This is a genomic window from Variovorax sp. Root318D1 (assembly GCF_001424835.1).
Classification (GTDB): domain Bacteria; phylum Pseudomonadota; class Gammaproteobacteria; order Burkholderiales; family Burkholderiaceae_C; genus Variovorax.
In genome coordinates this window covers 35,815-48,205 of the sequence record NZ_LMCQ01000025.1, presented here as the reverse complement: position 1 = coordinate 48,205, position 12,391 = coordinate 35,815, and the positions used below count along the sequence as shown (strand labels likewise).

The 12,391-nt window shown below is 65.7% G+C and carries 12 protein-coding genes; all 12 read right to left on the bottom strand.

All coding sequences use genetic code 11. From position 1 onward, the window contains the following. Window positions 1–49: 49 nt before the first annotated feature. Window positions 50–439, bottom strand: a complete 390-nt coding sequence (locus tag ASC78_RS27595; RefSeq protein WP_055808017.1) for a hypothetical protein — start codon at window positions 437–439, stop codon at window positions 50–52. Then, the gene (locus tag ASC78_RS25370) at window positions 436–1,029 is read right to left on the bottom strand and encodes a hypothetical protein (RefSeq protein ID WP_055808015.1); all 594 of its coding nucleotides are present in this window, start codon (window positions 1,027–1,029) and stop codon (window positions 436–438) included. Before ASC78_RS25370 ends, ASC78_RS27595 begins: the two co-directional genes overlap by 4 nt. A gap of 183 nt (window positions 1,030–1,212) precedes the next feature. After that, window positions 1,213–2,379: a Gfo/Idh/MocA family protein gene (locus tag ASC78_RS25365; protein ID WP_055808014.1), complete on the bottom strand. Its 1,167-nt coding sequence runs from the start codon at window positions 2,377–2,379 to the stop codon at window positions 1,213–1,215. 157 nt (window positions 2,380–2,536) lie between these two features. Then, window positions 2,537–3,499, bottom strand: a complete 963-nt coding sequence (locus ASC78_RS25360) for a substrate-binding domain-containing protein (protein WP_055808012.1) — start codon at window positions 3,497–3,499, stop codon at window positions 2,537–2,539. Window positions 3,500–3,542: 43 nt separating this feature from the next. Beyond that, entirely contained in the window at window positions 3,543–4,568 is a 1,026-nt protein-coding gene (locus ASC78_RS25355) for an ABC transporter permease (protein WP_055808010.1), read from the bottom strand. Further along, the gene (locus tag ASC78_RS25350; RefSeq protein WP_055808008.1) at window positions 4,531–6,069 is read right to left on the bottom strand and encodes a sugar ABC transporter ATP-binding protein; all 1,539 of its coding nucleotides are present in this window, start codon (window positions 6,067–6,069) and stop codon (window positions 4,531–4,533) included. Before ASC78_RS25350 ends, ASC78_RS25355 begins: the two co-directional genes overlap by 38 nt. Beyond that, a complete protein-coding gene (locus ASC78_RS25345) occupies window positions 6,066–7,235 on the bottom strand; it encodes an ROK family protein (protein ID WP_055808006.1) in 1,170 nt (389 codons plus the stop codon). Before ASC78_RS25345 ends, ASC78_RS25350 begins: the two co-directional genes overlap by 4 nt. 245 nt (window positions 7,236–7,480) lie before the next feature. Next, complete coding sequence (locus ASC78_RS25340; protein WP_055808004.1) at window positions 7,481–7,900, bottom strand: F0F1 ATP synthase subunit epsilon; 420 nt, start codon at window positions 7,898–7,900, stop codon at window positions 7,481–7,483. A gap of 12 nt (window positions 7,901–7,912) precedes the next feature. Then, window positions 7,913–9,313: a F0F1 ATP synthase subunit beta gene (atpD, locus tag ASC78_RS25335; RefSeq protein ID WP_055808003.1), complete on the bottom strand. Its 1,401-nt coding sequence runs from the start codon at window positions 9,311–9,313 to the stop codon at window positions 7,913–7,915. Between the two features lie 124 nt (window positions 9,314–9,437). Continuing rightward, a complete protein-coding gene (locus ASC78_RS25330; protein ID WP_055808001.1) occupies window positions 9,438–9,818 on the bottom strand; it encodes a hypothetical protein in 381 nt (126 codons plus the stop codon). An 86-nt stretch (window positions 9,819–9,904) separates the two neighbouring features. Then, window positions 9,905–10,780, bottom strand: coding sequence for a F0F1 ATP synthase subunit gamma (gene atpG, locus ASC78_RS25325; protein ID WP_055807999.1), 876 nt, complete (start codon window positions 10,778–10,780; stop codon window positions 9,905–9,907). 21 nt (window positions 10,781–10,801) lie between these two features. Next, window positions 10,802–12,355 (bottom strand): F0F1 ATP synthase subunit alpha, encoded by a 1,554-nt coding sequence (atpA, locus tag ASC78_RS25320; protein WP_055807998.1) that lies wholly within the window; start codon window positions 12,353–12,355, stop codon window positions 10,802–10,804. Between the last annotated feature and the right edge of the window lie 36 nt (window positions 12,356–12,391).

The following is a 12,391-nucleotide window of genomic DNA, read 5'->3' as shown; positions in this document are numbered from 1 at the left end:
GCCAGGGCACGGCGGCGGCCGCGCCCCGGCGCGCGCCCTGCGCATGCGGCTACAGGGAGAGCAGGCGCTGGAAGAAGGACCGATAGCGCCTCAAGGCCAGGCGCAGGTTCTCCGTGGAGGCCTGGTTCGCCGTGTCCGTTCCACCATCGAGCGCGTTGCGTTCGCTGGAAAAGGTCTGCCCCAGGTCATCCAGGACCTGGCGGACCAGCTGGTCGGCCTGGCGCACCGCCTGCTTCGGATCGTCGACGAAGCTGATCTGCACGGCATCCCAGTTGGCGCGGAAGTCCCGCGCCGCATCCGGAGAGAAAAGCGGCTCCAGCGAGTCGTCTTCACTCCTGGCGGGCGCTCTCGTCTCGGCCGCCCTCGTCTCGGGCATGGGGCGTTGGTCCAAGTCGTCCGGCGCGATGGCGCGGTCTGCCTCGGTCGATTCGCGGTTCATGATCGGACCTCCACCGGCCGTGCCGGCATTCTTTCCCGTTCGACTTCTCTCACCTCGAGCAGGTCATCGAACAGGGCACGGTAGTGCACCACCGCCTTGCGCAATTCCTCCGTGTCGGCTTCGCCGCGCAGGTTTCGCGCTCGAATGTCCTGTGCCGCACGGTAGTTGCTCACGACGGCCGGATGGTCGACCGAAATGTCGGCCGCCCGGTGCTCGAAGTCGCCCATCGGGTAGCCGCGCTTCAGCATCAGCTCGCGCACCAGTTCATCCGCCTTGGCCACCGCCCCCTGCGGGTTGTCGACGAACTCGGCCTGCAGGCCGTTCCAGGTCCTGCTGAACCTGGCCGCTTCGCCCGGCGCCAGCGGAACGATGCGCAACGCTTCGACGCGCTGCTGGCGTCTCTTGAGTTCGGCCTCTGCCTTCGAGCGGTTGCCCAGCTCCGTGACGACGCGGCCGTATTCCGACCCGAAGTGCTCTTGGAGCTGCCGGGATTGTCGCTTTCGTTGAGCGAGGAACACGGCCAGCGCGACCACTACGAGGATCACGACGACCGCCAGAACCAACAATGTCTGCGTGTTGACGGCATCCATACGCGTTTCCCTTCGATCGAACGCACTCGTGGTCCGCCGCAGTCGGCGGGGCATCGCGAGTGGTGTAGAGGGATGCTGTTCCGGCGGCCGCGCCAAGCCAGTCGCCGAAGGGAGATTCAGCTGTGGGAAGCCACCTACAGCTTGCGCGATGCGCGCGGCCGGCCCGCGCGCAAGCTCACCAACTCACCAGGCCGTCCACTTGGCCTCGCTCGCGGCAGAGGCGACCGCGCTCTCGATGAATCGAACGCCCCGCGCGCCGTCTTCCACGCGCGGGTAGTCTGCCGCGAGCGGATCGGCTGCAATGCCCGCGAGCCGCGCGCGGATGTCGGCCACGACGCCGCCGTAGATGTTGGCAAAGGCCTCGATGAAGCCTTCGGGGTGGCCCGCGGGCAGCCGGCTCGCGCGCTGCGCCGATTCGCAAAGCCACGGCGAACCGCGCGTGAGGATGCGCTTGGGTCCGTCGTGCGGCAGGTGCAGCAGCTCGCTCGGCCGCTCCTGGCGCCATTCGAGCGTGCCCAGCGCGCCGGAAATGCGCAGGCGCAGATCGTTCTCCAGCCCGGTGTTGATCTGCGAGGCGATCAGCACGCCGCGCGCGCCGCCCTTGAAGCGCAGCAGCAGGCTGCCGTCGTCGTCGAGCATGCGGCCCGGCACCAGCGCGCTCAGGTCGGCGCAGAGGCTTTCGATCTCCAGACCCGTGACGCTTGCAACGAGGTTCTCGGCATGCGAGCCGATGTCGCCGATGGCGCCGGCCGCGCCGCTGCGCGCGGGGTCGGTGCGCCAGTCGGCCTGCTTGTTGCTGCCACTGCCTTCGACGTGGCTCGCGAGCCAGCCCTGGTTGTATTCGACGACCACCTTGCGCAGCTCGCCGAGCTGGCCCGAGCGAACCATCTCGCGCGCCTGCCGCACCATCGGGTAGCCGGTGTAGTTGTAGGTGACACCGAAGACCGTGCCTTGCTTTTTCACGGCGGCCACCAGCGCATCGGCCTGCGCGCGCGTGTGCACCAGCGGCTTGTCGCACACCACGTGAAAGCCCGCTTCTGCAAAGGCCTCTGCCACCGGAAAGTGCACGTGATTGGGCGTGACGATCGAGACGAAGTCGATGCGTTCTTGCGGCGGGCGCTTCAACTCGTCGGCGAGGAGCGACTGCCAGTCGCCGTGGTTGCGGTCGTCTGCCAGCCCGAGGTCGCGGCCGGAGGCGCGCGCCTTCTCGGGGCTCGACGACAAGGCGCCGGCCACGAGTTCGATCTGCCCGTCGAGCGCCATCGCCTTGCGGTGCACCGCGCCGATGAAGGCGTCGCGCCCGCCCCCGACCATGGCGCAGCGCAGCTTGCGAAGAGGTGTATCGGTCATCAATCTTCTCGAGATTCCTGGGTAACTGTCCCCTCTCCCTCTGGGAGAGGGCTAGGGTGAGGGCATCGGCGTTCGCATACACACCGCCTCTGCCTTTGCCATCGCTGCTGGCCCTCACCCCAACCCTCTCCCCAAGGGGAGAGGGAGCAAGGCGAAATCAGAACGGCGAGTTCGGGTGGTAGAAGTCCTTGGCGTTTTCCTTGGTGATCAGCACCGAAGGAATGATCGTCGTCGCGGGCAGCTTCTCGCCCTTCAGCCGTGCCTCTGCCGTGAGCTTGATCGCGTCGTAGATGAACTTGGGCGAGTAGCTCACGTCGGCGCCGATGCGCTTGTCCTTGCCGTCCATGATGGTCTTGACCATGCCCTTGGCGCCCGCGCCGCCGAAGACGATCTTGATGTCGTCGCGCTTGGCCTGCTCGATGGCCTTGAGCACGCCCACGGCCATGTCGTCGTCAGCCGCCCAGATGGCGTCGATGTTCTTGAAGCGCGTGAGGTAGTCCTGCGTGACCTTGAAGGCGTCGTCGCGGTTCCAGTTGGCGTACTTGGCATCGAGCAGCTTGATGTCCGGATGGTTCTTGAGCACCGCGTTGAAGGCGTCCATGCGCTCGTTGTCCAGCGTGGTGGCAATGCCGCGCAGCGCGACCACGTTGCCCTTGCCGCCGAGCTGCTTCGCGATGTACTCGGCCGGGATGCGTCCGAAGGCGGTGTTGTCGCCCGCCACATAGGCGTCTTGCGCGCTGGTGTCGGTGAGGCCGCGGTCGACCACGGTCACGTAGGCGCCCTTGGCCTTGACCTGCGCCACCGGCTTGGTCAGCGCGGCCGATTCGAACGGGAACACCACGAGGGCGTTGATCTTGGTGACGGTCGAGAGGTCTTGCAGCTGGTTCGCCTGCTCGGGCGCGTTGGCCGCGGTCTTGATCGTGATCTTCAGGTCCTTGTGTTCCTTCTCCAGATCCTTCTTCGCCTGGTTGGCCCAGTAGTTGATGCCGCCCATGAAGCTGTGCGTGGCCGCGGGAATCGAAACGCCGAGGTTCACTTTCTCGGCGGCGAATGCCGGCAGGCTCGCGAGCGCCGCGGCCGCCACGGCCGTGAGTGCGATGCGACGTGTGAAGCTTGTCATGCTGGATGTCTCCTTGTGGTTGATGGATTGGAACGGGAACGGCCTAGCGGCGTCCTCTCTGGAGGAACGCGACGATGATGATCACGAAGCCTTGCACCGCGGCGTTCAGGTACACGCTGATGATGCTGGTGAGGTTCAGGATGTTGCTGATGACCGAAAGCAGGATGGCCCCCACCATGGTGCCCGTGATGCTGCCCGCGCCGCCCTTGAGCGCGGTGCCGCCGACGATCACCGCGGCAATCGCCTCGAGCTCCCACAAGAGGCCGGTGGTCGGCGATGCGGAACCGAGGCGCGGCACGTACAGCAGCGTGGCAATGCCCACGCACACGCCGAGCAGCACGTAGGTGAGGATCTTCACGCGGTCGACGTCCACCGCCGCGTAGCGCGCCACCTGCTCGTTCGATCCGATGGCCTGCACGTAGCGTCCGTAGGCCGTGCGGTTCAAGATGACGCCGCCGATGATCGCGACCACAACGAACACCCACACCGGCACCGGAATGCCCGCGAGGCTCGCGTAGTACACCGGCGCATAGAGGTCCGACAAATCGTTGTCGAGCGTGAGCGCGCCGCCGTCGGCAAAGTACGTGAGGTACGCGCGAAAGATGCCGAGCGTGCCCAGCGTCACGATGAAGGGCTCGATGCGTCCCTTGGTGATCAGGAGCCCGTGCGCAAGGCCGAACAGCGCGCCCAGCACCACCGCGAGCACCGCGCCCATCACCACCGCCATGAGCGGCGAGCCCGAGGCCGGCCCCGCCCAGTTGATGAACATGATCACGCTGCCCGCGATGAGAGCCGCCATCGAGCCCACCGACAGGTCGATGCCGCCCGAGATGATCACGAAGCACATGCCAACCGCGATGATGCCGATGAAGGCGGTGCGCGTGAGCACGTTCATGGCGTTGTCGACGGTGGCGAAGTCGCTGTTCAGCAGCGTGCCGCCGATGCACAGCAGCACGAGGCCGATGACCGGGCCGAGGCCGTGCAGGCGTTCGGTCCAGCGCGGCTTGCTCTCGCCGCGGTGTTGCGCGGCTTCAGGCCGCGGCGTGGATGTCTGCTGTTCCGGTGGCATGAGCGATGAGCTCCTCTTCTGTCAAATGGTCGGCGTTGAGCGTGGCGACGAGGCGGCCCGCGCGCATCACCGCCACGCGGTGGCACAGGCCGATGAGTTCCATCAGCTCCGACGAAACGACGATCACCGCGAGCCCTTCGCGGGCGAGTCGCTGGATCAGGAAATAGATGTCGCGCTTGGCGCCGATGTCGACGCCGCGCGTGGGCTCGTCGAGCACCACCACCTTGGGCCGGGGCTGCAGCACCTTGGCGAGTGCGAGCTTCTGCTGGTTGCCGCCCGAGAGCGAAGATGCCTTGACGTCGAGCGAGCCGGTGCGAATGCCGTAGTCCTTCACGGCCTCGGCCAGCGCGCCGCGTTCGGCCTCGGGTTGGAGCCAGGGCTGGGCATAGCGCTCGAGCGCCATCAGCGTGAGGTTCTGGCGCAGGCCGAAGTTCACGTGCAGGCCCTTGCCTTTGCGGTCTTCGCTCAGGTAGGTGAGTCCGTGCCGCGCCGCGTCGCGCGGATTGCGCCAGCCCGTCTGGTGCGGCACCGGCTTGCCGAGCATCTCGACATCGCCGCTCGCAGGCCTGAGGCCCAGGAGGCCTTCGAACAGCTCGGTGCGGCCGGCGCCGACAAGGCCCGCAAAGCCGAGGATCTCGCCGGGGCGCACCTCAAAGCCGACGTCGTGCGCCCAGCCGGGCACGCTGAAGTTGCGCACGCGCATGGCGGCTGCATCGGCAGCCACCACCACGTCGCGCGGCGGATACAGGTCGGCGAGTTCGCGGCCCACCATGAGGTTGGCCATCTGGTGGCGGGTCACCTGGGGCGTGGGCGCGCGCGCCACGAAGCGGCCGTCACGCATCACGATCACCTCGTCGGTCACCTGCTCGACCTCGTCGAGCTTGTGCGAGATGTAGACGATGGTCACGCCGTCGGCGCGCAGCTGCGCGATGAGCTTGAAGAGGCGCTCGGTCTCGCCGGGTGTGAGCGTGGCGGTGGGCTCGTCCATGATCAGGAGGCGCGCGCGTCGTGCGATGGCCTTGGCAATTTCGACCAACTGCTTCTCGGCCACGATGAGCCGCCGCACCTTGGTACGCGGATCGACTTGCAGGCCAACGGCGGCGAGCGCTGCCGCAGCGTCGCGTTCCATCGTCGCATCGTCGAGCAGCCAGCCCTTCTTCTTTTCATGGCCGAGGAAGATGTTCTGCGCCACGCTCAAGTCTTCAGCGAGATTGAACTCCTGGTGAATCAGCACGATGCCCAGCGCCTCGGCATCGCGCGAACTCGTGAAGTGCCGGGGCTCGCCGTTGATGCGCAGCGCGCCACCGGTGAGCGACTCGTAGCCCGCAAGAATCTTCATCAACGTCGACTTGCCGGCACCGTTCTCGCCGAGCAATCCGTAGACGCGTCCGGGCGCGAGCGAAAAGCTCACGCCGTGCAGCACCTGCACCGGGCCGAAGGCTTTCACCACGCCGTCGAATTCGACCGCGACGCTTCCCTTGGTTGCTGTTTGTGCCGTCATGGCGCCACCCCGCGGACTTTGAGTGTTTCGTGCATCGCGAGCACGCCGGCGCCGATCAGCCCGCCCTGCACGCCCAGTGGCGTGTACTGGATTTCCAGGTGCCGCGTCGAAAGCGCGAGCGAGCGCTGGTAGACGCTCTGCCGCACGGCCGCGAGAAACAGCGGGCCGATGCGCGTGATGCCGCCGCCGATGAACACATGCGACGGATTGAAGAAGTTCACCACCGACGCCAGCATCTGGCCGATGAGGTTGCCCGCGCGCTGGATGATGCCGTTGGCCGTCGTGTCGCCGGCACGGCTCGCCTGGCCCACGTCGACGGCCTCGATGCGCCCGTGCACGCGCAAGCACTCGGCGAGCAAGGCGCTATCGCCGGCTTCCGCCGCCTGCACGGCCATGCGCGTGATGGCCGGCCCCGCGGCCATGGCCTCGACGCAGCCGACATTGCCGCAATGGCAGCGCGGGCCCTCCTGGTCAACGCAGATGTGGCCCACGTCGCCGGCCGAACCGGCCGCGCCGCGATAGACCTCGCCGTGGCAGACGATGCCGCAGCCGATGCCGGTGCCGATCTTGATCACGAGAAAGTTGCTGAGCGAGCGCTTCAACCGCCAGAGCTCGCCGAGCGCCATCAGGTTCACGTCGTTATCGACGAAGACCGGGGCGGCATAGTCCTCGCGCAGGTAGTCGCGGATCGAAAAGCTGTCCCAGGCCGGCATCAGCGGCGGGTTCACGAGCTGGCCGATCTCGAAATTGACGGGGCCCGGCACGCCGATGCCAATGCCGAGCACGTCCCTAGCGCCGGTGTTGCAGCGCGCGAGCAGTTCGCGCATGAGCACGCGCACCCGCGCCAGCACCACGGCCGGGCCTTCGCGCACGTCGGCGGGTTCGTCGTGCTGCGCCAGCACGGTGAGGTCGGGGCGCAGCACCGCGACGTCCAGGCTGGTGGCGCCGATGTCGATGCCCACGAGCACGCCCAGGCCGGTGTGAAGCTGGAGGTTTTCGGCGCGCCGTCCGCCCGATGAACGCTGCAGGCCGGCTTCGGCCAACAGGCCTTGGTCGACGAGGCCCGCGATCAGCGCATTGGCCTTGCTCTTGGAGAAGCCGAGCTGCTCGGCCATGGCATGGCGCGACCCGCCGGCCGACCAGAAAGTGGTCTCCAGCAATCGCATTTCGTCCGCAGTGATGCCACTCCAGGGTGCCACGCGCTGTGTCTCCAATATTCTTTTGGCCCGCCGGCCCCCGGGGGTACCGATCGGGCGGAATGCGAATACTAGGCGCGTGGCTTTAGCCGGACAAGGCCGAACTTCGACCAAATTCAGATCGAAGCTGCCCTTCTTCTGCAGGACGCAGGCAAAAAAAAGCCGCCCGGGAGGCGGCTTCTTCGGAGTGAGAGCGTCGGCTCTTGCTCGCTGGATTACTTCTTCTGGCGGTACTTGCGCAGCGCCGCAATCTGGGCGGCCATGACGGCCAGTTCGGATTGCGCCATGGCGATGTCGATGTCGCTCCTGGCGTTCTTGAGCGCTTCCTCGGCAGCCGCCTTGGCCTTGTTGGCCTTCTCGTCGTCGAGGTCCTTGCCGCGGATGGCAGTGTCGGACAGCACGGTGACGGCGTTGGGCTGCACTTCGAGAATGCCGCCGGCCACGAAGACGAACTCTTCGCCGCCGTCGGCCGTTTCGATGCGCACCGCACCCGGACGGATGCGCGTGATCAGCGGGGTGTGGCGCGGATAGATGCCGAGCTCACCGGCTTCACCGGGCAGCGCGACGAACTTGGCTTCGCCCGAGAAGATCGACTCTTCCGCGCTGACCACGTCCACATGAATGGTGCCTGCCATGGTGATTCCTTATTAAGCGACCTTCTTGGCCTTTTCGAACGCTTCGTCGATGCCGCCGACCATGTAGAACGCTTGTTCCGGCAGGTGGTCGGCTTCGCCGTTCACGATCATCTTGAAGCCGCGGATGGTTTCAGCCAGCGGCACGTACTTGCCGGGCGAACCGGTGAACACTTCGGCCACGTGGAACGGCTGCGACAGGAAACGCTGGATCTTGCGTGCGCGGGCCACGGCGAGTTTGTCGTCGGGAGCCAGTTCGTCCATGCCCAGAATCGCGATGATGTCGCGCAGTTCCTTGTAGCGCTGCAGCGTGCCTTGCACGGCGCGGGCCACGTTGTAGTGCTCTTCGCCGACCACGTTCGGGTCGAGCTGGCGCGAGGTCGAGTCCAGCGGGTCCACGGCGGGGTAGATACCGAGCGAAGCGATGTCGCGCGACAGCACCACGGTCGAGTCCAAGTGGGCGAAGGTGGTGGCGGGCGACGGGTCGGTCAAGTCGTCGGCCGGCACGTACACAGCCTGGATCGAGGTGATCGAGCCGACCTTGGTCGACGTGATCCGCTCTTGCAGGCGGCCCATTTCTTCGGCCAGCGTCGGCTGGTAGCCCACGGCGGAAGGCATGCGGCCCAGCAGAGCCGACACTTCGGTACCGGCCAGCGTGTAGCGGTAGATGTTGTCCACGAAGAACAGCACGTCACGGCCTTCGTCGCGGAACGACTCGGCGATGGTCAGGCCGGTCAGCGCCACGCGCAGACGGTTGCCCGGGGGTTCGTTCATCTGGCCGTAGACCATGGCCACCTTCGAGTCCTCGAGCTTCTCGAGGTTCACGACGCCGGAGTCGGCCATCTCGTGATAGAAGTCGTTGCCTTCGCGGGTACGTTCACCCACACCGGCGAACACCGACAGACCCGAGTGAGCCTTGGCGATGTTGTTGATGAGTTCCATCATGTTCACGGTCTTGCCCACGCCGGCGCCGCCGAACAGGCCCACCTTGCCGCCCTTGGCGAACGGGCACACCAGGTCGATCACCTTGATGCCGGTTTCCAGCAGGTCTTGCGACGGCGAGAGCTCGTCGTATGCAGGCGCCTTGCGGTGGATCGAAGCGGTGAGGTCTTGGCTCACTTCGCCGCGCTCGTCGATCGGACGGCCGAGCACGTCCATGATGCGGCCCAGCGTGGCCTTGCCGACGGGCACCGTGATAGGCGCGCCGGTGTTGGTCACGATCAGGCCGCGGCGCAGGCCGTCAGACGAGCCGAGCGCAATGGTGCGCACCACGCCGTCGCCGAGCTGCTGCTGGACTTCGAGAGTCAGCCCGCCGCCTTCGAATTTCAAGGCGTCATACACCTTGGGCATCTGGTCACGCGGGAACTCCACGTCGACCACGGCGCCGATACATTGGACAATTTTTCCTTCAGCCATGGCGTTTCCTTCTGGATCTCAATAATGTTGCGACAGGTTCTTGCAGAAGCGTCCTTGTGCCATCGCGGGCCGCTTTTGCAAGAATGCCGGACGGGCCGGCACCCTTGATTTCAGATACTTCCGATCAGCACTTCATTGCCGCCGCCTGTGCGGCGAAAGCATCGCTGGCAGCCTTGCAGGCTTGGCCCAATGCAGCCTTGTCGGTGCCCAACGAAGCCCAGGCAGCCTTGGTCTGCTCCACGCTCGCCTTCATCGCATCAGCGGCTGCGCCGCTTTGTGCGGACGCGCAGGCCTGTGCCTTGGCGAGGTAGTCGTTGCACTCTTGCGGCAGGTCCGCAGCCGATGCCGTCGGCGCGGTTGCGGCCGGCGGTGCAGCTGGCGCAGGCGCCGCCGGAGCGGGAGCTGGCGTGGCGGCGGGTGCCGCCGGTGCCACGGGCGCCTCTTCCTTCTTGGAGCAGGCGGTCAGCGCGGCGGCCATGGCCACCAGAACGAGAAGTTTTTTCATTATGCAGAGTCCCCTAAAAAAGGCCTTCGGTTATCGGGCCCGCAGAGCGAGCCTCGAATGGCAATGTGGCCCGGTACATTGCCTCATCAAACACCGGCGGCCGCAGCGGCGCCGGACACGATTTCCGAAAGTTCCTTGGTGATGCCGGCCTGGCGGGTCTTGTTGTAGACCAGCTTGAGCTCGTTGATCACATTGCCCGCGTTGTCCGTTGCCGCCTTCATGGCCACCATGCGGGCGGAGTGCTCGGACGCCATGTTCTCGGCCACGGCCTGGTAGACCAGCGACTCCACATAGCGCACCAGCAGCTCGTCGATCACGCTTTGCGCATCGGGCTCGTAGATGTAGTCCCACGAATGCTGACCCGCCTCGACTTGCAGCGAGTCTGCGGCCAGCGGCAGCAGCTGCTCGACGAGCGGCTCCTGCTTGATCGTGTTGATGAACTTGGTGTAGCACAGGTACACGGCCGACAGCTTTCCCTCGGCGTAGGCGTCGAGCAGCGTCTTGACCGGCCCGATGAGCTTGTCCAGGTGAGGCGTGTCGCCCAGGTGGGTGACATGGGCCACCACGCGCGCACCGATGCGGTTCAGGAAGCCCAGCCCCTTGCTGCCGATGGCCACCGAGTCGATGGCGATGCCCGCGCTCTGTGCTTCCCGCAGCTTGGCCGTGACGGCGCGCAGCAGGTTGGTGTTCAAGCCACCGCACAGGCCCTTGTCGCTCGTGACGATGATGAAGCCGATGGCCTTGGCATCGTTCTTCTTCATGAACGCGTGGGTGTACTCGGGATTCGCCTTGCCCAGATTGGCCGCAATGTTGCGAATTTTCTCGCTGTAGGGGCGGGCGGCACGCATGCGCTCTTGCGCCTTGCGCATCTTGGAAACCGAGACCATTTCCATGGCCTTGGTGATCTTCTTGGTGTTTTCCACCGATTTGATCTTGCCGCGGATTTCCTTACCAGCTGCCATGAGTGCTCCTTGTCCGGCCGATCAGGCGAACGACTTCTTGAACGACGTGATGGCGGCGGTCAGCTCGGCTTCGGCGTCCTTGTCGAGCGCCTTGGCCTTTTCGATCTTGTCGAGCAGCGCAGCATGGCTGGACTTCAGGAACTGGTGCAGGCCGTGTTCGAACGGAAGCACCTTCTTGATGTCGAGGTCGTCCATGAAACCCTTGTTCACCGCGAACAGCGTGGCACCCATCAGCGAGATGGGCAGCGGGCTGTACTGGGCCTGCTTCAGCAGCTCGGTCACGCGGGCACCGCGGTCCAGCTGCTTGCGGGTGGCTTCGTCCAGGTCGGAAGCGAACTGCGCGAACGCAGCCAGTTCACGGTACTGGGCGAGGTCGGTACGGATACCGCCCGACAGGCCCTTGATGACCTTGGTCTGCGCCGACGAACCCACGCGCGACACCGAGATACCGGCGTTGATGGCGGGGCGGATGCCGGCGTTGAACAGGTTGGTTTCCAGGAAGATCTGGCCGTCGGTGATCGAGATCACGTTGGTCGGAACGAAGGCGGACACGTCGCCGGCTTGCGTTTCGATGATTGGCAGGGCCGTGAGCGAACCGGTCTTGCCCTTGACGGCACCCTTGGTGAAGGCTTCGACGTAGTCGGCGTTCACGCGGGCTGCGCGTTCGAGCAGGCGGCTGTGGAGATAGAACACGTCGCCGGGGTAGGCTTCGCGGCCTGGCGGGCGGCGCAGCAGCAGCGAGACCTGGCGATAGGCCACGGCTTGCTTGGAGAGGTCGTCATAGACGATGAGCGCGTCTTCGCCGCGGTCGCGGAAGTATTCGCCCATCGTGCAGCCCGAGTAGGCCGACACGTACTGCATGGCTGCCGACTCGGAAGCCGATGCCGCCACCACGATGGTGTAGTCCATCGCGCCGGCTTGTTCGAGTGCGCGCACCACGTTCTTGATCGACGAAGCCTTCTGGCCGATCGCGACGTAGACGCAGGTCATGTTCTGACCCTTCTGGTTGATGATCGCGTCGATCGCCACGGCGGTCTTGCCGGTCTGGCGGTCGCCGATGATCAGCTCGCGCTGGCCACGGCCGATCGGCACCATCGAGTCGATGGACTTGAGGCCGGTCTGCATCGGCTGGTCGACGGACTTCCGTGCGATCACGCCCGGAGCGACCTTTTCGATCACGTCGGTCATCTTGGCGTTGATCGGACCCTTGCCGTCGATCGGCTGGCCCAGGGCGTTCACCACGCGGCCGATGAGTTCGGGGCCGACGGGCACTTCCAGGATGCGGCCCGTGCACTTGACGGTGTCGCCTTCGGAGATGTGCTCGTACTCGCCCAGAATCACGGCGCCGACCGAGTCGCGCTCGAGGTTCAGCGCCAGGCCGAACGACGGCGTGCCGTCTGCCGTGGGCGGGAACTCGAGCATTTCGCCCTGCATTGCATCGGACAGGCCGTGCACGCGCACGATGCCGTCGGTCACCGAAACGACGGTGCCCTCGTTGCGGATGTTGGCGCTGACCCCAAGGCCCTCGATGCGGCTCTTGATCAGTTCGGAAATTTCTGCGGGATTGAGTTGCATGACTCTTTCCTTCTTTCTTTGAGGCTACAAGTAGAG

What these genes read in the sequence shown, in the direction of transcription:
- ASC78_RS27595 (WP_055808017.1), bottom strand. Translation starts at nt 439, where the DNA reads ATGAACCGCGAATCGACCGAGGCAGACCGCGCCATCGCGCCGGACGAC.
- ASC78_RS25370 (WP_055808015.1), bottom strand. Translation starts at nt 1,029, where the DNA reads ATGGATGCCGTCAACACGCAGACATTGTTGGTTCTGGCGGTCGTCGTG.
- ASC78_RS25365 (WP_055808014.1), bottom strand. Translation starts at nt 2,379, where the DNA reads ATGACCGATACACCTCTTCGCAAGCTGCGCTGCGCCATGGTCGGGGGC.
- ASC78_RS25360 (WP_055808012.1), bottom strand. Translation starts at nt 3,499, where the DNA reads ATGACAAGCTTCACACGTCGCATCGCACTCACGGCCGTGGCGGCCGCG.
- ASC78_RS25355 (WP_055808010.1), bottom strand. Translation starts at nt 4,568, where the DNA reads ATGCCACCGGAACAGCAGACATCCACGCCGCGGCCTGAAGCCGCGCAA.
- ASC78_RS25350 (WP_055808008.1), bottom strand. Translation starts at nt 6,069, where the DNA reads ATGACGGCACAAACAGCAACCAAGGGAAGCGTCGCGGTCGAATTCGAC.
- ASC78_RS25345 (WP_055808006.1), bottom strand. Translation starts at nt 7,235, where the DNA reads ATGCGATTGCTGGAGACCACTTTCTGGTCGGCCGGCGGGTCGCGCCAT.
- ASC78_RS25340 (WP_055808004.1), bottom strand. Translation starts at nt 7,900, where the DNA reads ATGGCAGGCACCATTCATGTGGACGTGGTCAGCGCGGAAGAGTCGATC.
- atpD (WP_055808003.1), bottom strand. Translation starts at nt 9,313, where the DNA reads ATGGCTGAAGGAAAAATTGTCCAATGTATCGGCGCCGTGGTCGACGTG.
- ASC78_RS25330 (WP_055808001.1), bottom strand. Translation starts at nt 9,818, where the DNA reads ATGAAAAAACTTCTCGTTCTGGTGGCCATGGCCGCCGCGCTGACCGCC.
- atpG (WP_055807999.1), bottom strand. Translation starts at nt 10,780, where the DNA reads ATGGCAGCTGGTAAGGAAATCCGCGGCAAGATCAAATCGGTGGAAAAC.
- atpA (WP_055807998.1), bottom strand. Translation starts at nt 12,355, where the DNA reads ATGCAACTCAATCCCGCAGAAATTTCCGAACTGATCAAGAGCCGCATC.